Consider the following 22,678-nt stretch of genomic DNA (forward strand, 5'->3'; position numbering starts at 1 on the left):
AGGTTTAGAGCCGATCGACGGCCGATGCCATGCAACCTTTTCGACGGCTGCTGCATCCATGGAAGGTCCTTCGCGAATCTGCCGTCCGGGAGTCCTGCCATGTCCAGCCCTTCCTGCGCCGCCCTGCTGGTGATCGCTGCCTGCGTCCTGCTGCAGGCGCTGGGCCTGTCACTGCAGCTGCGCCCCGACAACGGCCGCGCCTGCCTGCAGCAGCACCGCCAGGAGCTGGTCTGCCTGGCCTGGACCCCGGCGGTCGAATCCCCCGCACGCGCCGGGTAACATCGAGGGCCGTTATTGCCACCCGTCGTCGCCCCCATGATGTTGTCCCTGAAGGATCACCTGCCGACCTGGACCTACCCTTGGCTCCACGACGCGGGTATCGCCGTGAAGATCCTGCTCACCCTGCTGGCCGCGTGGCTGCTGCGGGTGCTGGCACGGCGCTTGATCCGCCGCTTCGCCGAGCACTACACGCTGCCACCGGAAATGGTGATGGGCGCGCGCCGGATCACCAGTTTCGTGGTCTATTTCAGCGCAGTGCTGTACATCCTCAGCCTGCTCGGCGCATCGCCGTCGGTACTGTGGACCGCGTTCACCGGCTTCGCGGCGGTGGGTGCGGTGGCCTTCTTCGCGGCCTGGAGCGTGCTCTCCAACATCTTCTGCACGCTGCTGATCTTCACCACGCGCCCGTTCCGCCTGCATGACTACATCGAGGTGCTGGAGAACGGCGAGAAACCGGGCCTGAAGGGCCGGGTGATCGACGTGAACCTGATCTACACCACGCTGCAGGAGACCGGCGACGGCCACGAGGGCACGGTGCTGCAGCTGCCGAACAACCTGTTCTTCCAGCGCACGGTGCGGCGCTGGCGCGACCCGGCGCAGGCCCCCGGCGGCATCCAGGGCGACGGCTGAGGGGGGGGCCTTTGCAGGGCTGCGCCCTGCACCTGCAGAGGCCGAAGCCGAAGCAAGATCAAGAGCGGCATTCCGTGGGATGGCGGGGCGGTGTGGGTGGTCAGGACACGCCGTGAACCCGTCCATGGGGGCTCGATGGCGCCATCCATGGCGCCAACGGTCCTGCCCACCCACACCGCCCCACCTCTGACAGATTCCGCGCGCTGTTGGTGGGTGCCGACCGTTGGTCGGCACATCTGTCAGATATCGATAGTCAAAATTGAATCCGACCCCGTGCCGACCAACGGTCGGCATCAGCAGCGGGTTCCAACAGATCGCGGAAATCTGTCAGAGGCGGGGCGGTGTCGGAGTGCGGGGTGTCCGCGGCATGGATGCCGCGGCCAAGGCCCCATGGACGGGTTCACGGCGTCCCCGCACTCCGACACCGCCCTGCCAACCCACGGAATGCCAGCCTTTGATGTTGACGTTGCTTCTGCAGGTGCAGGGCGCAGCCCTGCAATAAAACACCCCTTACCTCAGCTGGCTGTCCTTGCTGCCACGCCGGTTGTACCCGGCATGCGCCTGCTCTTCGTCGTCATGCGCCTGCTGGCACGCCACGCACAGCCGTACCCCAGGCACGGCCTGGCGCCGCGCCAACGGAATCGGTGCGTCGCATTCCTCACAGTGTTCCAGACCAGGGCCCTGCCGCAGCTGGCGCCGCGCGCGGGCAATCGCATCGTCGACGGTGGCGTCGATCTGGTCCTGGACCGCGCCGTCTCCCGCCCAACCGGTGGCCATGGCCATCCTCCGCAGGTGTGTCGCCTGATATGGGGACGATACACCCGCGCACAAAGGAGCAGACCTGTGTTGAGCAGAGCCATGCCCGGCTGATCTTCAGCAATCTGAGCAGAACGTGGAGGGCTTCAATCAGGTCGATCGCGACTTAATCCCCTCCGTCCCCTTTTTGCTTACCAGACCAGGTCGTCGGGCACCTGGAACTGCGCGTAGTAGGCGTCGTCCTCGGCGTTGCCGGTGGAGATCTCCGCGGTCGAGCCCGGCTGGCCGTGGTCGACGATGATCGCTTCCGGGGCGCGCTCACGCACCTTCTCGGCAGCAGCACGTGGCAGCAGCGCGTAACCGTCGCCGTGGGCAACGATGACCAGCACGCCGACCGACAGCGCCTTGCGCAGCTTGGGGTCGATCAGCAGGGTGCGGATCGCCGTGCCATCGCTGAAGCGGTACTCGTCATCGCCCTTGTGGGGCACGGCATGGGCCGCGATGATCTGCTTCGCCTGCGCCTTCTGTTCAGCCTGCCTGGCCTGCGCATTGCGCTCGGCGGCCAGCGCGCGGTCGCGCTCGACCTTCTCGGCGCGGGCCCGTTCAGCCTCGCGCTGGACGTCGGCCGAGGTCGATTCGGCCTTGCCCTGCCGGGCCTTGGCCTGCTCGCGCGCGGCGGCGCTGGCCTGCGACTTCTTGGCCAGGCCGGCCTTGAGCAATTGTTCCTGCAGCGCGTTGGGCTTTGCCATGGTCGGTGCGTACCGCGTGTAATCTTGGATGCCCCATTCTACCGACGCCCCGCCGCCCCTGCATGGCAGTCCTGAAGTACCTCACCGGCTATCCCGAACCCTTGGTCGCCCAGGTCAGCGAACTGCTGGCGCAAGGCAAGCTCGGCCCCTGGCTGCAGCAGCGCTATCCCGACCCGCACGAGGTACGCAGCGACCGCCAGCTGTACGACTACACCCAGGAGCTGAAGGACCGCTACCTGCGCAAGTCGGTGCCGCTCAACAAGGTCTGCTACGACAACACGCTGGAAGTGATCAAGCACGCGCTGGGCACTCATACCGCCATTTCCCGCGTGCACGGCGGCCGCCTCAAGGCCAGCCGCGAGATCCGCATCGCCACCGTGTTCCGCCAGGCACCAGCAGCGTTCCTGCGCATGATCGTGGTACATGAGCTGGCCCACCTGAAGGAATCCGACCACAACAAGGCTTTCTACCAGCTGTGCCAGCACATGGAGCCGGAGTACCTGCAGCTGGAGTTCGATACCCGCCTGTACCTGACCGAGCTGGCCAACCGCGGCCAGCGTTGACCGGCCGCAGCAGCTACACTGCGCGCCCCCTGCCCGACCTTGCCGCCATGGAACCGATCCGTCTCGACAAACGCCTGTCCGCCCTGCTCGGCATCCCGCGCGGCGAAGCGCGGCGCTACATCGAAGGCGGCTGGGTCACGGTCAACGGCGACGTGGTGGAGCAGCCGCAGCGCCCGGTCGATGACAGCGCGGTGATCGTCGTAGCCGCGCAGGCCAGCGATGAAAAGGCCGAGCGGGTCAGCATGCTGTTGAACAAGCCGGCCGGCGTTGCCGCTGAGACCCTGTGTGCGCTGGTCAGCAGTGACAGCCACAGCGAACTCGATGCCAGCGACATCCGTCCTCTGCAGCGTCACTTCCATGGCCTGCAGCTGGCCGCCTCGCTTCCGGCCAGCGACAGCGGCCTGGTGGTGGTCAGCCAGGATCCGGCCACGCTGGCCCATCTGCAGCGCAATCTGGGCCGCACCGAGCAGGAATACCTGATCGAAGTGGCCGAAGGCGGCCCGGAGCGTGGGCCATGGCTGATGGCGCGTCTGCAGCAGGAGGCCGGCGGCGGCAAGGTCAGCTGGCAGAGCGAACAACGCCTGCGCTTTGCCGGCAAGGGGCTTACCGCCAAGGGCCTGCGTGCAGCGGTGACAGCCGCCGGGCTGCAGGTGACCGGGGTGCGCCGCCTGCGTATCGGACGCGTGGCGCTGGGGCCGCTGCCGCCGGGGCAATGGCGCTACCTGGGCAGCCACGAGCGGTTCTGAGGTGTGCGGGTCAGAGCCCTTTCCTGTGGAATGGGATCCGACCCCATCGGTGACGCCCCCTCGGGGCGGGATCCCGTGCCGAAGGCAAGGGCTCTGACCCCCTGTCGATCCTGCAGGCATTCCTTCACGCATGGCGTGGCTCTACCATCGGGGCATGAGCCTGCCCAAGCCGCTGTGGCGACGCCTGCTGCGCATCGCTGCAATCATTCTCGCTGCGCTGGTGCTGCTGGTGCTGTCCGGCCTGCTGCTGGCCGACCACCTCACGCCGCAGGCACGGGGCACGCCTTCGCATGTGCTGCCACTGCAGTCGGCGCAGACCCGCATCGACCAGCAGATCGTGCCATTGCAGGAGGCCCATCCCGGCCAGTCCGGCGTGGCCTTCCTCAGTGATGGCATGGATGCCTTCGCCGCACGCGCGATGATCACCACGCACGCAGGCCGCAGCCTGGACCTGCAGTACTACATCTGGCACGACGACCTGATCGGCCACCTGATGGCCAAGGCGCTGTATGACGCCGCCGAGCGCGGCGTGCGCGTGCGCATCCTGCTTGATGACATGAATGCCAAGGACAAGGACGCGCTGATGATGGCGCTCGATGCGCATCCGAACATCGAGATCCGCCTGTACAACCCGTTCCGCAACCGGACCGGCATCCTGCGCATGGTGGAGATGGTGCAGCGCTTCTTCAGCGTGAACCACCGCATGCACAACAAGAGCTGGATCGCCGATGGCCGCGTCGCGATCGTCGGTGGCCGCAACATCGGCGAGGAGTATTTCAGCGCGCGCACCGATGTGAACTTCCAGGATCTGGACCTGCTGGTCGCCGGCCCCGCCGTGGAGCAGGCCAACCGCATCTTCGACGACTACTGGAACAGCGAAACCGCCATTCCGGTATCCGCGCTTGCCTTCCATACCGACGCACAACTGCGCCTGCTGGTGCGCGAATCGGACCACGAGGCGCAGCGGGACGTGGCCCGGCCGTACCTGGCGCGCGTGGCCGAATCGCGCAAGCGGCAACGCCCGAGCCCCGAGCCGCTGCGCTGGAGCGGTGCAGTGCGCATCGTGTCCGACCCGCCGATGAAGCACCGCAAGGACGATCGCGCTGCCTGGCTGGTGTCGACCCTGATCAGCGAGCTGCAGGCCGCCAGGCACAAGGCCCTGTTGATCTCGCCCTACTTCGTTCCCGGCAACGAGGGCCTGGATGGCTTTTCGGCCATGTCCGGGCGGGGCGTGCAGGTCGGCGTGGTCACCAACTCACTGGCCGCCAATGACGTCGCCGCCGTACATGGTGGCTACATGGGCTACCGCGTGCCGTTGCTCGAAGCCGGCGTCCACCTTTACGAACTGAAGGCACAAGGGCAGTCCGGCGATGCCGGCGTGTTCGGCAGCAGCGGCGCCAGCCTGCATACCAAGGCGTTCCTGGTCGATGACCGCCGCGGTTTTGTCGGTTCGTTCAACCTCGACCCGCGCTCGGCCTATCTGAACACCGAGATGGGCGTGCTGTTCGACGATCCGGTGCTGGGCGCACAGCTGCGGGACGAGTACCTGCGCCTGGCTGATCCCAGGCACAGCTGGTGGCTGGCGCTGGATGACCGTCGCCGGTTGCGCTGGCTGGAGCGCGAACCGCCACCGCACTGGGTGGAGGCGGAGCCGGGGGCAACGGCGCGCAAACGCTGGTTGTCGCGGGTGATCAGCTGGCTGCCGGTCGAATCGCAGCTGTAGCGCTCAGGGCGTTGGACCCGCCTCTTCCTGTCCGGCCTCATCACGTGTTTCCACGCTGCGTCCATGCAGGCGCCGCCAGATCCAACGCAGGGCATGCGGCGGCGCTGAAGGCAACTGTTCGAGCAGGGCCAGCATGCGACTCTGGCTGGCATGTCCATGCCGGCACAGCAGGCTGGCTGCCGCCGCAGCGCTGGCCAGACGCAGGCTGTCGGCGAGTGGGCCATCGGCCTCCGGCGCCAGTGCCTGGTGCACGGGCTCGGGCAGCTCCCAGGCTGCAGCCACGCGTTGTGCCAGCGGCAACGACCATTGCTGGAGCAGTTGCAGGGCCAGCGCCGGCTCCACGGTTTCGTCGCGTGCCTGCGCTTCCTGCAGCAGCTGGCGCATCACCAGCACTGACCCCAGCCCCTGCACCAGGCCCAGCCACTGCGCAGCGAAGGCATCACCGAAGGTGACCGTGCGCGCATGATCGGCGGCCGCACGCGAAGCCAGCAGTGCGTGCTCCCAGATGATCGTGCTGAACTGCGGAAACATGCCGCACTGCACCTGCATCACCGGCTGCACCAGCACTGCGCTGATGATCTGGCGCACGCCCTCGGTACCGACCAGGGTCACCGCACGCTGCAGGCTTTCCACCGGCCGCTCATGCACCTTGTAGGCCGGGCTGTTGGCGATGCGCAGCAGATTTCCGGTCAGCACCGGGTCCTGGCCGATGATGGCCGCCATCACCCGTGCCGAGGCGGCATCGTCGTTGACGGTCTGGATCAGCTGCGGCAGCAGTTGCGGGCGCCGCGGCAGGTGCCGGGCGGCCCAGTCACGGTCCTGCAGCGCGCGCGCCACCGCTTCGCCCAGTGCCGGATCCTGCACGGGGGCAGGCTCGCCGGCCAGCCGTGGGTACAGGGCAAGTGCATGCAGGCCGCGCTGCAGGTGGGCGGCGATCTCACCGGCCTGCAGCGCCTCGCCCTGAAGGCTGGCTGCGGCAGCAGCGACCGCCTGTCGCGATACGGCCGCGAGGCGCAACGGAGCCGTCCCGGTCGAGCGCGCCAGCCAGCCGCGCAGCGATCGCCACCAGGCCGGCGTCATCGCCGCCTGCCCTGTCGTTGTGGTGCCCTTGCCGTCACTGACCGCCCTGCCTCTTCACGCGAATCCGGCCACCCGCCGTCGTCGCAGCATCGGCCGCACTTTCATCTTCTTTAACCGGAAGGGCGGCGATGTCGACGGCAGCAACCGGGGGAATGGACTAGAATGGCGCCGCGCGACCCGTCCCCCTGCACTGACGACGTCGCTTTTTTTGTTTTGGGACCCTACCGTTCATTGGCCGTTCGCTGCAGTTCGCCGCTGTTCGCGCCATCGGAGACGCCATGCTATTCGAAACCCTCGCCACCACCGGCCACGAACAAGTGGTGTTCTGCCACAACCACGATGCCGGCCTGAAGGCGATCATCGCCATCCACAACACCACCCTGGGCCCGGCCCTGGGCGGCGTGCGCATGCGCCCTTACGCCAGCACCGACGAGGCGCTGGCCGATGTGCTGCGGCTGAGCCGGACGATGACCTACAAGAATGCGCTGGCCGGGCTCAACGTGGGCGGCGGCAAGGCGGTGATCATCGGCGACCCGAAGACGGACAAGACCGAGGTACTGTTCCGCGCCTTCGGCCGCTACGTCGATTCGCTGGGCGGCCGCTACATCACCGCCGAGGACGTTGGCACCGACGTCAACGACATGGAGAACATCTATCTGGAGAGCCAGTTCGTGACCGGCGTGCACCAGGTCCATGGTGGCTCCGGCGATCCGGCGCCTTTCACGGCCTACGGCGCACTGCAGGCACTGATGGCGTCGATGCGCTTCAAGTTCGGCCATGAGGAAGTAGGCAAGACCAGCATCGCGGTGCAGGGCCTGGGCCACATCGGCATGGAACTGGTGAAACTGCTGCGTGACCGCGGTGCCAAGCTGTATGTCACCGACCTGGACAGTGCCCTGGTTGATCGTGCAGTCAGCGATTTCGGCGCCGAGGCGGTCAAGCCGGACGAGATCCACGAAGTGAACGCCGATGTGTTCGCACCGTGTGCGCTGGAAGGCGCGATCAACGCCGATACGCTGCCGCGGATCAAGGCCAAGATCATCTGCGGCACGGCCAACAACCAGCTGTCGAGCCTGGAGATCGGCGACGAACTGCATGCGCGCGGGATCCTCTACGCCCCGGACTACGCCGTCAACGCCGGCGGTGTGATGAACGTGTCGCTGGAGATCGACGGCTACAACCGCGAACGCGCGATGCGCCTGATCCGCAGCATCTACCACAACCTCACCCGCATCTTCGAACTGTCGCAGCGCGAGAACATCGCGCCGCAGCGGGCCGCCGATCGCATTGCGGAAAGCCGCATCCTGTCGATCGGCAAGCTGAAGATGCCGCTGGGCCGCAGCACTCCGCGCCTGGGCAACCTGCGCGGCGGCTGAGGCTGCAGACGTCGCGCCGGGAGCCTTCCCGGCGCGACCGATTGCTAGAACCCGGTGCTGTAGCGCAACGCAGCCTGCCGCGCGCCCTCGCCACCGATACGCTGGTCGAAGCCCAGGCTCAAGCGGCCATTGCGGCCCCACCACGATTCCAGCGCCACGCCGATCAGCGCACTGCCGCGCGGCGCATCCCAGCCTGCCAGCGGCGCCCAGGCATCCACGCCGACAAAACTGGCCTGCCAATCGGCGTCACCGCCGTCCAGCCGCTGCTGCCACTCGGCGTGTCCGCGCAGGTTCCAACGCCCCCAGCCCCGCTCGCCGCGGATGCCGGCCAGCATCTGGCTGCGCTGCGCGCGGGTGGCATCACCCCGCAGGCCGAAGCCGAAACCGCCCAGCTCATTGAACGCATCGGTATCGACACGCGTGGTGCTGGCACCGAGGTAGGGCGTCACCGAAGCGCCTGCGCGGCCCAGGCGATATCCGCCTTCCACGCTGGCGCTGCTGAAACGCCCGCCGTAACGCGCCGAGACACCGTAGGCACCCGCACCCAGCAGCAGCTGGCGATCCAGCGCGCGGGTGAACTGGCCACTGCCGAACTGGGCCAGCGCATAGCCGCGCCCCAGGCTCCAGCCAGCGTACAACTGTGCCTGCGCCTGGCGGTCGCGCCCGCGATCACCGTCGAAGCTGCTGCCTCCATTGCTGCGGGTCTCACCGAAGGCGACGCCCATCAGGCCGTTGCCGCCCAGCGGCAGATCCTGGCCGGCCATCCAGCCCCGGCTGTCGGCGGCGTTGCCGGCGAAGCTGCCCTGCCCCGCCTCACCCAGCGCGCTCTGCCAGCTCCCGCGCAGGCGCGGGGTGGCCTGTACACGATCGAAGCGCTCGGCAATCGCACGCCGCGACATGTCGATGCTGTCGAAGGTGGCGGCCTCGGCGCGGGCATGCGCTTGGCCGGACAGGCTCTGCAGGCTGTCGGCCAGGCCCTGCTGGCCGCCTCCGGCCCACTGCAGCGCACCGGCTGCCGCACCGAAGGGCGATCCCTGCAGGCCGGTGTTGCCGTCGAGCACTGCGAATGCGCCTTCCAGGCGCTGCGCTGCGGCCTGTGCGGAGGCGCTCAGGCCACTGGCTGCGGCGGTGACGCTGACCTGGTTCACGTTCAACCAGGCGTTGTTGCTGTCGTAGCCATACGTGGGTGCCACCAGGGTCAGCCCCTGCAGACCGGTGGAAGTGGCTTGGCTACTGAAGGTGCCGTTCAGGCCACCCGCGGCGTGGATGAGGTCCTGGCGCGTTCCGCTCTGCGGCACATAGCCGGAGACGAAGCCGTGCACACGCACACCGCCATTGATCGTTGCGTTGCCGATGACCTGAAGTGCGTTGGCACCGAGCGCGATCATCAGCTGCGCGCCGGGCTGCTGGGTGTAGTTGCCCTCGATGGTGCCGGTGGTGTTGCCGGTGGTGAGGAACACGCTGCCGCCGTTGACCACATTGCCGATCACCCGCGGCGTGCCACCGTTGAACTGCAGACCGGTGGAGTCCGGGTCGGGCTGGGCGAGGATCGTCACATTGGAACGGATCACGCCACCGTTCTGCAGCGTCAGGATGCCGCGCTCGATGCGGGTGGCGCCGGAATAGCTGTTGTTGCCGGCCAGTACCAGCTTGCCTCCGCCCTGCTTGACCAGGCCACCGCTGCCGGTGATGTCGTTGCTCCACATCGAGTTGGTCGAGCCGGCATCAACGTTGGCAACCACATCGCCCCAGTCGAAGCGGCCGGGACCGTTGATCGCGCGACCGATGTCGAGCAGGCCATAGCCGAACACCGGATCCACGCCGGGCGCACCGATGTCCTTGGCAGTGCCCAGCAGGGTCTGCCTCACCAGATCGTTGCTGAAGTAGGGGAAGCGCTGCCAGACCAGCGCCGCCGCACCGGAGACCAGCGGCGCGGCGAACGAGGTGCCGTAGTTCCAGTAGTAGCTGCCACCGTTGGCATCCGGGTAGACCGCGCTGCCCGGCGCTGCCAGGCAGTAGCGGGCCGCCTGGCCGCAGGCGTTCGAATAGCTGGCCAGCGCGCCAGGCGTAAACGGGTCCACCGCCGTGGCCACCAGCCAGCCGCGCTCCAGATCGGCCGCCGGAAGCGTGCCTGCCACGCCCTTCTGGCTGGGCAGCGCGGCCAGGCTGCTCGGCTCGCTGCGGCCGTCATTGCCGGCGGCGAACACCACCAGGCCACCGTGGTTGATCACGAACGGCCGGTATTCGGCGGCTACCTGCGCGGTGGTCGGCAGGTCGGTCCAGTACAGGCCGCCCCACGAGTTGTTCATCACCTTCACGTTGTAGCTGATCAGGTCCTGGTGGACCTGGGCCACGCCCAGCGGCCCACTGAAGGCATTGCCCTGGCCACTGCCGTCATCGGTCGGCGGCTTGTCGGAAATGATTCTTGCCGAGACGATCTGGGCGCCTGGCGCGATACCGCCCGGCCAGGTCCCCACTGCTGCGCCGGCGGCGAGGCTGGCCACGGCGGTGCCATGCCCGACCACGTCATCAACCGCCAGGTTGTTCCTGGCGGGATCGATGTAATTGAAGTTGGCCAGCACGCGACCATTCAAGGCCACCGCGTTGCGCTGCACGCCCGAATCGACGATGCCGATGCGCACGCCCTGCCCGGTCAGGCCGGCGGCCTGTGCGGCACGCGCGTTGGTGACTGAAAGATGCGCATCAAAGGCCGGCTCCTGCGGCTTGGCCGGCGGTGGTGTCGTCGGCGGAGGCGTGGTTGGAGGGGGCGGCGTGGTCGGGGGTGGGTCGACGCGCACGTTGCTGCCGCCTCCGCCGCCTCCACCACAGGCCGTCAGCGCCATCGCCAGCGCGGTTGCCAGCACAGACCTCACCATCATCGTTCGCTCCATCGATTCCTTCCCGTGAACGTTGGCCTGCCTTCATCCCGGCAGGCGTTCGGCGCCGCACAGCGGCAGCCCTCCCCGACCCTCTATACTTGGGCCGACCCCCACGCAGTCTGCCGGGAAACCGGGGCGCATCCAACGGCCTCCGGTCTCCTTTCCGAACATTGCTTACGCATCAACGAGATTGCCATGTCCAACATCGTCATCGCGGCCGCCAAGCGCACCGCCATCGGCTCCTTCCTCGGCCAGTTCAACGGCGTACCGACCCCGACCCTCGGCGCGGCAGCCATCGCCGCCGCGCTGGAACAATCGGGTGTCCCGGCCAGCGACGTTTCCGAAGTCCTGATGGGCTGCGTGCTGCCGGCCAACCTCGGCCAGGCGCCCGCCCGCCAGGCCGCGATCGCCGCCGGCATTCCGCTGTCGGCCGGTGCCACCACGCTGAACAAGGTGTGCGGCTCGGGCATGAAGACCATCATGCTCGGCCATGACCTGATCAAGGCCGGCTCGGCCAGCATCGTGGTCGCCGGCGGCATGGAATCGATGTCCAACGCCCCGCACATGCTGCCGAACTCCCGTACCGGCAACCGTTTCGGCAACTTCCAGGCGGTCGACCACATGGCCCACGATGGCCTGGTCAACGCCTACGACGGCAAGGCCATGGGCGAATTCGCCGAGTGCGCGGTGGACAAGTACCAGTTCAGCCGCGAAGAGCAGGACGCCTATGCGATCGAGTCGGTCAAGCGCGCGCAGGCTGCCCAGGCCAATGGTGCGTTTGCCGATGAAATCGTCGCGGTGAAGGTAGCCACCCGCAAGGGTGACGTCGAGGTCGCCACCGACGAGCAGCCGGGGCGCTCGGACATCGCCAAGATCCCGACCCTGCGCCCGGCCTTCAAGAAGGACGGCAGCGTGACCGCCGCCAGTTCCTCCAGCATCTCCGACGGCGCCGCCGCGGTGGTCCTGCTGACCGAAGAGGACGCCGCCGCGCGAGGCATCACGCCACTGGCCCGCATCGTCGGCCACGCCACCCACTCGCAGGAACCGGAGTGGTTCACCACCGCCCCGATCGGCGCGCTGCACAAGCTGCTGGGCAAGACCGGCTGGTCGCTGGACCAGGTCGATCTGTTCGAAATCAACGAAGCCTTTGCTGTGGTGGCGATGGCCCCGATGCGCGAACTGGGCATCCCTCACGACAAGCTCAACGTGAATGGCGGCGCCTGCGCACTGGGTCACCCCATCGGTGCCTCCGGCGCACGTCTTGTGGTGACCCTGGTCAACGCTCTGCGCACGCGTGGTGGCAAGCGCGGCATTGCCACCCTCTGCATCGGCGGCGGCGAAGCAACGGCAATCGCCATCGAATTGATTTAAAAAGATTTAACGATGATTTCGCAAAAATGAATGCGGGATCGCTTGACACCCAATCTTGGCTTGTCATCATGTTGTCGGCGCGCAGCATGCGCGTTGCCTAATTCTAACGACGAGGATTTACACAATGAGCATCAACAAGCTGCTGGTCGCGATGTCCCTGGCTCTGGCCCTGGCCGCCTGCTCGAAGCAGGAAGCTGCCCAGGACGCCGCTGCTTCGGCCAACGAAGCCGCCACCGAAGCCCAGGCTGCTGCCGACCAGGCCGCCGCTGCTGGCGCCCAGACCGCCGACGCTGCCCAGCAGGCCGCTGACACCGCCGCCACCGCTGCTGACGCCGCCACCGACGCCGCTGCCCAGACCGCCGGTGCTGCCACCGACGCTGCTGCCGGCGCTGCTGCTGACGCTGCCAAGGCTGCTGAAGGCACCGCTGAGAAGGCCAAGGACGCTGCTGAAGAAGCCAAGAAGTAATAACTTCTTTCTTCACGCCGTTCTGGAAAAGCCGCTGGTTCGCCAGCGGCTTTTTCTTTGCGTGGATGCCGGCGATCAAGCCCCTGCATCGCGACCCGGTCTTCACAACGGCATGAATAGGCTGGCGTCCCCATCCATTGCAGTGCCGGAGACCGCCATGAAGATTCGTCCGATCACCACCACCCTGCTGGCCGCCTCCCTGCTGCTGGCCCTGGCCGCCTGCAAGGGCCCGGAAGCCGAACAGGCCAAGCAGGACGCGCAGCAGGCGGCCGACAGCGCCGGCGCTGCCGCCCGCGACGCCGTCGACAAGGCTGCTGCCGCCACCCGCGAAGCCGCCGACAAGACCGCCGCCGCTTCCGAGCAGGCCGCCGCCGATACCCAGCAGGCGCTGGACAAGGCCGCAGACGCCACTGCCAACGCCGCCGACAAGGCCAAGGACGCCGCAACCGACGCCGCCGCGCACGCCAGCGACGCCACCGCCGACGCCGCGCAGAAGGTCGCCGACAAGGCCCGCGATGTCGCTAATGACGCCAAGGCCAACGCCGCCAAGGAAGAAGCCAAGCACTAAGCCTTACCGGCAGCCGAGCACCGGCTCGGTTCCACAGGAAAAGCCGCGGCACTGCCGCGGCTTTTCTGCTTTTCGCTCCCTGCTTCTTCTGTTGATTCCGTGGTGTGCGCCCACGGAAAGTGTCCAAGGACGCGCGGGTAGGTTGCGCAGGGGCGTAAGCGCCATGGATGGCGCGCCCGAGCCTTATCTGATGAAAATCTGTCAGCGTAGGTGTCGAGAGCCGGCGTGGGCCGCCCCTACGGCAGCGCGCGCGCCAGCATCGCCGTCAGCTCCAGCCCCGCCGGCAGCGTCCCGAACGCCAGCCCATGCTCCGCTTCCAGCCGGCTACGCACGAACGCCTCCGCCATCGGACTGCGCGCACGCAGCAGCAGCGCCGCCTGCAGCAGCAGCGCAGTGCGCTCGCAGAACAGCCGCGCCTGCGCTTCCTCCGGTGGCGGCGCCGCTGCCCAACGCTGCAATGCCGCTGCATAGCGCGCATCACGGTCGGCCACCGACGCCAGCTCACCGCGCAACGCCGCCATCGCCTCCGGTTCACGCGCCAGCGCACGCAGCACATCCAGGCACTGGATGTTGCCGCTGCCCTCCCAGATCGAATTCAACGGTGCCTGCCGGTACAGGCGGGGCAGCATCGACTCCTCCACGTAGCCGGCACCGCCCAGGCATTCCTGCGCTTCATTGACGAAGGCCGGCGCACGCTTGCACAGCCAGTACTTGCCCAGCGCCGTCCCCAACCGCGCCATCGCCGCTTCATTGGCATCCACACCGGCACGATCCACCGCGCGTGCGATGCGCATCGCCAACACCGTGGCCGCTTCCGACTCCAGCGCCAGATCAGCCAGCACGTTGGTCATCAGCGAGTGCTCCACCAGCAGCTTGCCGAAGGTGCGCCGATGGCGTGCATGATGCAGCGCCTGCGCCAGCGCCATGCGCATCTCCGCCGCCGCACCCAGCATGCAGTCCAGACGGGTCATCATCACCATGCCGATGATGGTCGCCACGCCACGCCCTTCTTCGCCCACGCGCCACGCCTGCGCGCCACAGAACTCGACTTCGCTGGACGCATTGGACCAGTCACCCAGCTTGTCCTTCAGCCGCATCAGCCTGAATGCATTGCGGTCGCCGTCGGCCAGCCGGCGCGGCATCAGCAGGCAGGTCAGCCCGCCCGGTGCCTGCGCCAGCACCAGGAAGCCATCGCACATCGGCGCGGAAAAGAACCACTTGTGGCCGACTAGGCGGTAACGTTCGCCATCGATCGGCTCGGCGCGCGTGCTGTTCGCACGTACATCCGAGCCGCCCTGCTTCTCGGTCATGCCCATGCCCAGCGTGATGCCGGTCTTGTCCGCCACCGGCACGTCGCGCGGGTCATAGACCGGCGCGGCGGCCTTGCGCGCCCATTCGGCCAGGTGCGGCTGCGACTGCAGCACTGCCACCGCCGCATGGGTCATGGTCAAGGGGCAACTGGTGCCGGCTTCGGCCTGGTGGTGCAGGTAGCTCAGCGCCGCACGCGCGACGTGTGCGCCGGGCTGCGGCTCGTGCCAGGACAAACCCGCCACGCCATGCTGCTTCGCTGCGGACATCAGCTGGTGGTACGCAGGGTGGAACTCGACCGTATCAATACGGTGGCCCTGCGCATCGTGCGTACGCAGCCGCGGGCGATCACGGTTGGCATCGAAGCCGAGCCGGTACAACTCGTCGCCGGCCAAGGCCCCGTACACGGCCAGGCGTGGCGCTAAGGCACCGGCACCCTCGCGATGCACCGCCTCCGCCAACGCCACATCGTCGGTCCACAGCTGGCGGCCCGCGAACGGTGGCGGCTGGTTCAGCACCACATGGGTTTCAAACGGCGCGTTGCTGCTGAAGCTGGGTCCACTCATCCGGTCCATCCTGGCGGCAAGAGGTATGCGGCCCGATTGTGCCGCATGCCCCGCCAAGCCCGTGTTCAGGCCGGTTCTCACCGCCTGCACGAAGCGCAGGCCACAGTGGCCGCATGGAAGGCAATGACGATCTGGTGGTGCTGCGTCCGGAGGGGCTGTACTGCGCCGCGGGAGATTTCCACATCGATCCCTGGCGCCCGGTGCCGCGCGCGGTTATCACCCATGGCCACGGCGACCACGCGCGCCCGGGCATGGGTGAATACCACTGCAGCGAAGGAAGCCTGCCGATCCTGCGCTGGCGGCTGGGCGATGTTGGCGTGCAGGCACACGCCGAGGGGGTGCCGTTCCGCTTGGGCCGGGTGCAGGTATCGCTGCATCCGGCCGGTCATGTGCTCGGTTCGTCGCAGGTGCGCATCGACGATGGTGAACGGGTGTGGGTGGCGTCCGGCGACTACAAGCGCCAACCCGACCCGACCTGCACGCCCTTCGAAGTGGTGCCCTGCGATACGTTCATTACCGAAGCGACGTTCGCGCTGCCGATCTATCGCTGGCCGGACACCCCGGCGGTCGCCGCAGAGATCGTGGCGTGGCGCCGCGAATGCGAACAACGTGGCGAAGCGGCGATCCTGCTGTGCTATGCACTCGGCAAGGCGCAGCGGGTGCTGGCCGAGTTGTTGCCACTGGACGACCGCCCCGCGTGGCTGCACGGCGCCATCGCCAATGGCGTGTCGGTCTACCGGCAGGCCAACATCCCGATGCTGGAGACGCTCACCGTCGCCGAACAGGGGCGTCAACCCGATGCCGCCGGCCAGTTGATCCTGGCCCCACCCTCGGCCGCAGGCACGCCGTGGATGCGCCGCTTCGGACCGCATCAACTGGGGTTCGCCTCGGGGTGGATGCAGCTGCGCGGCAACCGGCGGCGCCGCAACGTCGACCGGGGCTTCGTCATTTCCGATCACGCTGATTGGCCCGCGCTGCTGCAGACCATCGAACAGACCGGCGCGCAGCGGGTCATCGCCACCCATGGCAATACCGATGCATTGATTCCGTTCCTGCGCGAGCGCGGCGTGGCGGCTGAAGCCTTTCGCACCGACTTCGGGAGCGAGGAATGAAGGCGTTCGCCGCGCTCTACCAGCGCCTGGACCGCAGTACTGCGACGCAGGACAAGCGCGCCGCACTGGTCGACTACTTCCGCCACGCAGCGGCGCACGATGCGGCGTGGGCGCTGTACCTGCTCAGCGGCGGCAAGGTCGGCGGCGCACGCCGCAGGATCGCCGCCAGTGGTGAGCTGCGCAGCTGGATTGCCGAGGAATCCGGACTGCCCGCCTGGCTGGTGGAAGACAGCTACGCTCAGGTCGGCGATCTGGCCGAAACACTGACACTGCTGCTGGATGACCCCTTGCATCCCGCCGCCGACCGGCCGTTGTCGGACTGGATCGAACAGCATCTGCTGGCGGTGGCCAACCAGCCCGAAGTGGTGCGCCGTGCGGCGGTCGTCGCCGGCTGGCAGCAGCTGTGCAGCGGCGAGCGCCTGGTGTTCAACAAGCTGCTCACCGGCGCGCTGCGCGTGGGTGTCTCGCAACGGCTGGTGCAGCAGGCGCTGGCAGAATGGTCCGGCCTGGACATCGCGCGCATCGCCCAGCGCATGCTCGGCGAGTGGGTGCCCTCTCCCGCGTTGCTGGGGCAGCTGCTGTCGCCGGATGAACTGCCACTGGACCGGCAGCAGCCGTACCCGTTCTTCCTGGCCTCACCGCTGGAGGGCGAACCGGGCGAACGGCTGGGTCCGGTCGAAGACTGGCTGCTGGAGTGGAAGTGGGATGGAATCCGTCTGCAGCTGCTGCGCCGACGCGGTGAAGTGGCGCTGTGGTCACGTGGCGAAGAACGGCTGGATGGCCGCTTCCCGGAAATTGAACAGGCCGCGATGGCGCTGCCCGACGGCTGCGTGCTGGACGGAGAACTGCTGGCCTGGGACGAGAGCGACGACCTGCCACGCGCCTTCACCGCGCTGCAGACCCGCATCCAGCGTCGCAAGCCCGGTGCAGCGACCTTGCGCAACACCCCGGTGCGCGTGCTTGCCTACGACCTGCTTGAACGCGATGGCGAGGATCTGCGCGGGCTGCCACTGCAGCAACGGCGTGCACAGTTGGCCGAGGTCATCGGTGCCCTCGGCGATACACGCATCCAGCTGTCGCCCGACGTACCCGCTGGAGACTGGCTGCAGGCGGCCACGTTGCGGGAGGCCGCCCGTGAGCGGGGCGTGGAAGGGTTGATGCTGAAACGCCGGACGTCCGCCTACCAGTCAGGGCGACGGCGCGGCGACTGGTGGAAATGGAAGGTCGCCCCCCTGACCATCGATGCCGTGCTGCTGTATGCGCAGGCCGGCCATGGACGGCGCAGCACGCTGTACACCGATTACACCTTCGGCGTCTGGGACGGCGATACGCTGGTGCCGGTGGCCAAGGCCTATTCGGGCCTGGATGACAAGGAAATCCTGGCCCTCGATCGCTGGATCCGCGCCAACACCCGTGAACGGTTTGGCCCGGTGCGCAGCGTGCGTGCCGAACAGGTGTTTGAACTGGGCTTCGAGGCAGTCAACCGCAGCAGCCGGCACAAATCCGGCATCGCCGTGCGCTTTCCCCGCATCCTGCGCTGGCGCCACGACAAGCCCGCCACGGAAGCCGACCAGCTGGCCACGCTGCAGGCGCTGGCGCGATGAACCGCCGCGAGGCGTTGCGTAGGCTGGAAGACTGGTTCGCTGCGCGCGGCTGGCGCTCACTGCCGTTCCAGCGCGCGATGTGGCGGCACTATCTGGCGGGCGACTCCGGGCTGCTGCACACCCCCACCGGCAGCGGCAAGACGCTGGCCATGTTCGGCGGCCCGCTGCTGCAGGCGATGCTCGATCCACCGTCGGCACCGCGCCGGGCCAGCGCGGTGCGGCCGCTGCAGGTGCTGTGGGTGACGCCGCTGCGGGCATTGGCCAGTGATACCGCACGTGCGCTGCAGGCAGTGGTCGACGGGCTGGGCTTGGGCTGGCGGGTCGGCCTGCGCAGCGGCGATGCCAGCAACCGCGAGCGCCGGCAGGCCCGCGAAGGCCGCGTCGACGTACTGGTGACCACGCCGGAATCGCTGGCACTGCTGCTGAGCTATCCCGACACACTGCCACGCATGCGCCAGCTGCGCTGCGTGGTGGTGGACGAATGGCATGAACTGCTGGGCAACAAGCGCGGCGTCCTGCTGCAGCTGAACCTGGCGGTGCTGCGCGACGCCGCTCCTTCCCTGCAGCTCTGGGGACTGTCGGCCACGCTGGGCAACCTGCCGCAGGCCCGCGACGTGCTGCTGCCTGGCCAACAGGATGCACCGATCGTACAGGGCGTTCGTCCGCGCGCGATCAGCGTGCGCAGCCTGCTGCCGGAACCCGGTGAACGTTTCCCTTGGGCGGGGCATCTCGGCCTGGCGCAGCTGCCGCGCGTGCTGGACGCGCTGATGGCCGTACGCAGCAGCCTGCTGTTCACCAACACCCGCGCGCAGGCCGAGCTGTGGCACCAGGCGCTGGCGGCGGTATGGCCGGAAGACGCGGACACGCTGGCACTGCATCATGGCTCGCTGGATCCAGCACTGCGCCAGCAGGTGGAAGACGGCCTGCGCGCAGGCGCGTTGCGCTGCGTGGTGGCGACCTCCAGCCTCGACCTCGGCGTGGATTTCCCGGAGGTTGAACAGGTACTGCAGCTGGGCAGCCCCAAGGGCGTGGCGCGGCTGCGCCAGCGCGCCGGGCGCGCACGCCATCGTCCCGGCGCCGGGGGGGCCATCGTCTGCATACCCAGCCACGCACTGGAACTGGCCGAATATGCAGCGGTGCGCCGCGCACTGCACGAAGGCGTGGTCGAAGCGCGTCGACCGCCGAGGTTGTCACTGGACGTGCTGGCACAGCATGCGGTCAGCCGCGCCCTCGCTGGCGGCTTTGACAGTGATGCGCTGCTGGCGCAGGTGCGTCGCACCCATGCCTTCGCCACGCTGGGCGATGAACAATGGCGGGCCGTGCTGGACTTCATCGTGCAGGGTGGGCAGGCGCTGGCGCAGTACCCCGATTTCCACAAGGTCGTGCGCGATGCCGATGGCAGCTACCGCATGCACGATCGCCGCCAGGCGCTGCGGCACCGCCTGTCGATCGGCACCATCAGCAGCGATGGCAGCGTGCGCGTGCAGTTCCTGCGCGGTGGCGGGCTTGGTGCAGTGGAGGAGCAGTTCGCCAGCCGCCTGCGTCGCGGCGACCGTTTCCAGTTCGCCGGGCGCCTGCTGGAACTGGTGCAGCTGCGCGACATGACCGCTTTCGTGCGGCTGGCACGAGGGCGCGGCGATGGTGTGGTGCCGCGCTGGCAGGGAGGCCAGTTGCCGCTGTCGATGCCACTCGGCCGTGAGCTGGAGTGGGTGCTGTCCGGCGCCGACGACAGTGCCGAATCCCGCTGGTTGTCACCGTTGCTGGCACTGCAGCAGCAGCTGTCGGCGCTTCCCGGCCCAGAGCACCTGCTGGTGGAAGAGGTGCGGCGCCGCGAAGGCCAGTTCATGTTCGTCTACCCCTTTGCCGGCCGCCACGTACACGAGGCACTGGCCGCGCTGTTGGCGCTGCGCTGCACCCGCCAGCAACGCAACAGCATTGGCTATGCGGTGAACGATCATGGCCTGGTACTGGCGCCGGCGCAGCCGATCGATCTGGATGAGGCGCAATGGCGTGCATTGTTCGGCAATGACCGCTTGCTGGCCGATCTGCGCGAGGCAGTGAACCTGGGCGAGCTGGCGCGACGTCAGTTCCGGGGCATCGCACGCGTAGCAGGCCTGCTGGTGCCCAGCCTGCCCGGTGGCATGCCACGGTCACTGCGCCAGCTGCAGGCGTCCGCAGGCCTGCTGTACGACGTGCTGCGCGAGCACGATCCGGAACACCTGCTGCTGGCGCTGGCGGAACATGAAGTGCTGTACGACAGCCTCGACCTGCCGGGGGTGCAGCAGGTACTGGAGCGGATCGGCACGCAGCAGCTGTCGCTGCAGCGACCGTCATCACTCACGCCGCTGGGCTTTCCATTGTGGGCCGAACGCCTGCGCGGTCAGTTCAGCAATGAAGACTGGCGTATGCGCGTGCAGCGCGCGGCCCAGCAACTGGAGCGCCGCCATGACCGATGAATTGCCGCTGCTGCTTGCTGGTGAGTCCGTGGTCCTGGTGGGCGCGCGTGCGCTGTACTGGCCCGCGCGGCAGGCACTGCTGATCGCAGACCTCCACCTGGGCAAGGCCGATGTGTTCCGTCGCGCCGGCATCGCGTTGCCCAGCGGCGGCACCGGCGAAGACCTGCAACGCTTGCAGCGGCTTCTGGACCTGCATGCCTGTCGCGAGCTGTGGATCCTGGGCGACATCCTGCATGGGCCGGCGCATCGCGCTGGGTGGTACCAGCAATGGCTGGGATGGCGTGAACGCAATGCTTCGCTGGACGTGCATGTCCTGCGCGGTAATCACGACCGCCAGCTGCCGCATGCGCAGTTGCAGGTCCAGATCCACGATGAAGTACGACTGCGGCCGTTCCTGCTTCGGCATGAGCCGATGCCCGATGCGGCGCTGCATGTGATTGCCGGGCATCTGCACCCGCAGGTCGCCTTGAAGCCACTGCGACGGCGCTTCCCCGCGTTCTGGCTGCGTGACCGGATGACGGTCCTGCCGGCCTTCTCCGCATTCACTGCAGGCATCGTGCCTGCCCCCGCCCGCGGCGAACAGATGATCGCCTGCGTGGAAAGCGGCCTGGTGGAACTGCCGGTCGCCTGACTCAGGCCGGGCCAATGCCCAGCTGCGGCATCAACTGGAAATCAGGGGTGTCATTCTCACGCCGCCGCGGCAAGGCCTGGATTGCCGCCAGCATCTCCTGCGCGCAGGTCCGGATGCGTGCGTGGTGTTCCGGCGACGCATGGCTGACCAGGCTGCCAACATGGAACTCGAATACATCCTCCAGTACGTCGGGCTGGTCCTCGTGCAGCATCTGCAGCAGTCCACGCAGCTTGCAGATTTCCGATTCCAGCTCTTCGACCGCGAACAACATGGCGTCCTCCTCTTCAACATCAAGCGGCACGTCCGGGCCGCAACAGGCCGCAACAGGCCGCAACAGCAGCGCTGCCCGGGCCACGCGCGATGTTGATCACGGAAAGGAAAACGGGCGACGCGCAGTCGCGTGCAACCTACTTCTCGCACATCCGCGGTGAGGCAACCGTTAATTCACGTGACGGCACGCTTCACACGCTGGCCGTGATCGCGTTGCTGCGAGGTATCTCCATCGTCGTCGCCAATGCGTCGATGAAGGCCGGATCCAGCGTAAGCGAACCGAACCACCCCTGCTGCGTGCCGCTGAGCACGCGCAGCATGTGGCCACGGCCTCCGGGCAGGCGCCCCATCGGGCCCAGCAGCACGTCGCGCGTCTTCGCCAAGGCATCGCGATCGGACTGGAACAGCGGCGTCAGCCAGCGACTCCAGCGCTGGTAGACCGCCACGTGGGCCCTGCGTTGCGCCTGGTAGGCCTGCAATGCAGCGGCACCACCGCCATGCGTGCGCACCGCATCGCGCAGCGCCAGCGCATCGAGCAGCGCCATGTTCACCCCCTGCCCCAGCTGCGGGCTCATCGCGTGCGCCGCATCACCTGCCAGCACCATGCGGCCCTGGTGCCAGCGCGTCATCACTGCATCGCGATAGACCGCGCGCGCCAGCTGGCCGGCATCGCGCAGGTGGGCGAAGCGCGCACTGGCCTGCGGCCACAGCGCATGCAGCTCGTCCAGCCAGGGCGTCATGCCATCGGCCTGCCAGCGCTCGAAGTCGGTGCGTGGCAGGCTCCAGAAGAAACTCAGGCGCGGCGTGTCATCGCCGGGGCGCGTGCCGACCGGCAACAGGCCGATCATCTTGCGCGCGGCCACGTAGCGCTGCCGCAGCTCCTGCACATGCGGCCAGTCTTCGGCCGGCAACAGGCACCACAGCGCTCCCCACGGATACACGCGGTCCAGCCCGGCACCGCCGGCAATGGTGCTGCGCAGCGTAGAGGCCGCGCCATCGGCGGCCACCACTAGGTCGAACGGGCCATGCAGGCGCCCTTCGCTGTCGCGCAGGCGGCCCTGCTCGGCATCCACGGCGGCGATGGTGACGCCCGCATGCAGATTGCCTGCCCCCGCGCGCGCCTGGTCCAACAGCGAGAACAACGCCCCACGCTGCATGCCCAGGCCATGCAGGCGCGCATCCAGACCGTCGTAGCGCATGTCCATCACCGCGCGCTCGCATGGCGTGTCGCCATACAGGCGGTGCACCGGCGCGGCATGCGCGCGCACCGCATCCAGCAGGCCCATCTGCCACAGCACCTGCAGGCCGCTGGGCTGCAGCAGGAAACCGGCACCCACCGGTCCCGGCGTCGGCACGCGTTCGAATATCTCCACTTCGTGGCCGTCACGGGTGAGGAGGATGGACACTGCCTGTCCAGCGGTGCCGTAGCCGATCACGGCGATACGCAGTCGTTCCGTCATGGCCACATTGTGCCCGAGGCGGGTGGATCGCGAACCGGCCGCGGGCACGCCGCGCAAAAAAAAACCCCGCCGAAGCGGGGTTTTC

General features: G+C 67.9%; 20 protein-coding genes. 13 read left to right on the plus strand and 7 right to left on the minus strand.

The window, feature by feature from the left end; all coding sequences use genetic code 11:
* The first annotated feature begins 99 nt into the window (after window positions 1-99).
* Both AC5P68_RS00080 and AC5P68_RS00085 read left to right on the plus strand, forming a co-directional pair.
* Complete coding sequence (locus AC5P68_RS00080) at window positions 100-279, plus strand: hypothetical protein (RefSeq protein WP_005410570.1); 180 nt, start codon at window positions 100-102, stop codon at window positions 277-279.
* A gap of 36 nt (window positions 280-315) precedes the next feature.
* Window positions 316-909, plus strand: a complete 594-nt coding sequence (locus AC5P68_RS00085; RefSeq protein WP_080353465.1) for a mechanosensitive ion channel family protein — start codon at window positions 316-318, stop codon at window positions 907-909.
* Window positions 910-1,419: 510 nt separating this feature from the next.
* On the opposite strand, the gene AC5P68_RS00090 is transcribed toward AC5P68_RS00085, so the two are convergent.
* Together AC5P68_RS00090 and AC5P68_RS00095 are read right to left on the minus strand one after the other, a co-directional pair.
* A complete protein-coding gene (locus tag AC5P68_RS00090; RefSeq protein WP_005414219.1) occupies window positions 1,420-1,686 on the minus strand; it encodes a DksA/TraR family C4-type zinc finger protein in 267 nt (88 codons plus the stop codon).
* 170 nt (window positions 1,687-1,856) lie between these two features.
* Window positions 1,857-2,414, minus strand: a complete 558-nt coding sequence (locus AC5P68_RS00095; RefSeq protein ID WP_033834333.1) for a DUF2058 domain-containing protein — start codon at window positions 2,412-2,414, stop codon at window positions 1,857-1,859.
* A 62-nt stretch (window positions 2,415-2,476) separates the two neighbouring features.
* On the opposite strand from AC5P68_RS00095, the gene AC5P68_RS00100 reads away from it, so the two are divergent.
* From AC5P68_RS00100 to AC5P68_RS00110, 3 genes are all read left to right on the plus strand, one after another.
* Window positions 2,477-2,977, plus strand: coding sequence for a M48 metallopeptidase family protein (locus AC5P68_RS00100; protein WP_049431303.1), 501 nt, complete (start codon window positions 2,477-2,479; stop codon window positions 2,975-2,977).
* Between the two features lie 47 nt (window positions 2,978-3,024).
* Window positions 3,025-3,723, plus strand: a complete 699-nt coding sequence (locus AC5P68_RS00105; RefSeq protein ID WP_033834386.1) for an RNA pseudouridine synthase — start codon at window positions 3,025-3,027, stop codon at window positions 3,721-3,723.
* Between the two features lie 130 nt (window positions 3,724-3,853).
* On the plus strand, window positions 3,854-5,446 hold the full coding sequence (locus tag AC5P68_RS00110; protein WP_033834337.1) for a phospholipase D family protein: 1,593 nt from the start codon (window positions 3,854-3,856) through the stop codon (window positions 5,444-5,446).
* Between the two features lie 3 nt (window positions 5,447-5,449).
* Here the strand turns inward: AC5P68_RS00110 and AC5P68_RS00115 are convergent, their stop codons facing one another.
* The gene (locus AC5P68_RS00115; RefSeq protein WP_231522935.1) at window positions 5,450-6,526 is read right to left on the minus strand and encodes an HDOD domain-containing protein; all 1,077 of its coding nucleotides are present in this window, start codon (window positions 6,524-6,526) and stop codon (window positions 5,450-5,452) included.
* A gap of 278 nt (window positions 6,527-6,804) precedes the next feature.
* Here AC5P68_RS00115 and AC5P68_RS00120 point away from each other — a divergent pair, with 278 nt between their 5' ends.
* Window positions 6,805-7,902, plus strand: coding sequence for a Glu/Leu/Phe/Val dehydrogenase dimerization domain-containing protein (locus AC5P68_RS00120; RefSeq protein WP_005410578.1), 1,098 nt, complete (start codon window positions 6,805-6,807; stop codon window positions 7,900-7,902).
* Window positions 7,903-7,946: 44 nt separating this feature from the next.
* Here AC5P68_RS00120 and AC5P68_RS00125 read toward each other — a convergent pair whose 3' ends face one another.
* On the minus strand, window positions 7,947-10,793 hold the full coding sequence (locus AC5P68_RS00125; protein WP_111188690.1) for an autotransporter serine protease: 2,847 nt from the start codon (window positions 10,791-10,793) through the stop codon (window positions 7,947-7,949).
* Window positions 10,794-10,976: 183 nt separating this feature from the next.
* Between AC5P68_RS00125 and AC5P68_RS00130 the strand changes: the two genes are divergently transcribed.
* The 3 genes from AC5P68_RS00130 (at window position 10,977) to AC5P68_RS00140 (ending at window position 13,186) form a co-directional block, all read left to right on the plus strand.
* Window positions 10,977-12,152: a thiolase family protein gene (locus tag AC5P68_RS00130; RefSeq protein WP_033834339.1), complete on the plus strand. Its 1,176-nt coding sequence runs from the start codon at window positions 10,977-10,979 to the stop codon at window positions 12,150-12,152.
* Between the two features lie 124 nt (window positions 12,153-12,276).
* Window positions 12,277-12,618 (plus strand): hypothetical protein, encoded by a 342-nt coding sequence (locus AC5P68_RS00135; protein ID WP_005410581.1) that lies wholly within the window; start codon window positions 12,277-12,279, stop codon window positions 12,616-12,618.
* A 157-nt stretch (window positions 12,619-12,775) separates the two neighbouring features.
* Window positions 12,776-13,186 (plus strand): hypothetical protein, encoded by a 411-nt coding sequence (locus tag AC5P68_RS00140; RefSeq protein ID WP_005410582.1) that lies wholly within the window; start codon window positions 12,776-12,778, stop codon window positions 13,184-13,186.
* A gap of 236 nt (window positions 13,187-13,422) precedes the next feature.
* Here the strand turns inward: AC5P68_RS00140 and AC5P68_RS00145 are convergent, their stop codons facing one another.
* On the minus strand, window positions 13,423-15,060 hold the full coding sequence (locus tag AC5P68_RS00145; RefSeq protein ID WP_033834340.1) for an acyl-CoA dehydrogenase family protein: 1,638 nt from the start codon (window positions 15,058-15,060) through the stop codon (window positions 13,423-13,425).
* A gap of 113 nt (window positions 15,061-15,173) precedes the next feature.
* On the opposite strand from AC5P68_RS00145, the gene AC5P68_RS00150 reads away from it, so the two are divergent.
* From AC5P68_RS00150 to pdeM, 4 genes are read left to right on the plus strand one after another with little or no spacing between them, the layout of a single operon-like run.
* The gene (locus AC5P68_RS00150; protein ID WP_005414211.1) at window positions 15,174-16,172 is read left to right on the plus strand and encodes a ligase-associated DNA damage response exonuclease; all 999 of its coding nucleotides are present in this window, start codon (window positions 15,174-15,176) and stop codon (window positions 16,170-16,172) included.
* Window positions 16,169-17,776: an ATP-dependent DNA ligase gene (locus tag AC5P68_RS00155; protein ID WP_033834341.1), complete on the plus strand. Its 1,608-nt coding sequence runs from the start codon at window positions 16,169-16,171 to the stop codon at window positions 17,774-17,776. The genes AC5P68_RS00150 and AC5P68_RS00155 overlap by 4 nt, the downstream gene beginning before the upstream one ends.
* Window positions 17,773-20,232 carry a ligase-associated DNA damage response DEXH box helicase gene (locus AC5P68_RS00160; RefSeq protein WP_049454075.1) on the plus strand — a complete coding sequence of 820 codons (2,460 nt, stop codon included), beginning with the start codon at window positions 17,773-17,775 and terminating at the stop codon, window positions 20,230-20,232. The genes AC5P68_RS00155 and AC5P68_RS00160 overlap by 4 nt, the downstream gene beginning before the upstream one ends.
* Window positions 20,222-20,863 (plus strand): ligase-associated DNA damage response endonuclease PdeM, encoded by a 642-nt coding sequence (gene pdeM, locus AC5P68_RS00165; RefSeq protein ID WP_049402339.1) that lies wholly within the window; start codon window positions 20,222-20,224, stop codon window positions 20,861-20,863. Before AC5P68_RS00160 ends, pdeM begins: the two co-directional genes overlap by 11 nt.
* Window position 20,864: 1 nt before the next feature.
* On the opposite strand, the gene AC5P68_RS00170 is transcribed toward pdeM, so the two are convergent.
* The gene (locus AC5P68_RS00170) at window positions 20,865-21,134 is read right to left on the minus strand and encodes a hypothetical protein (protein ID WP_024958257.1); all 270 of its coding nucleotides are present in this window, start codon (window positions 21,132-21,134) and stop codon (window positions 20,865-20,867) included.
* A gap of 190 nt (window positions 21,135-21,324) precedes the next feature.
* Window positions 21,325-22,593 carry an FAD-dependent oxidoreductase gene (locus AC5P68_RS00175; protein WP_033834346.1) on the minus strand — a complete coding sequence of 423 codons (1,269 nt, stop codon included), beginning with the start codon at window positions 22,591-22,593 and terminating at the stop codon, window positions 21,325-21,327.
* Between the last annotated feature and the right edge of the window lie 85 nt (window positions 22,594-22,678).

The sequence above is a fragment of the Stenotrophomonas sp. YJH_SMC_58 genome (assembly GCF_059369635.1).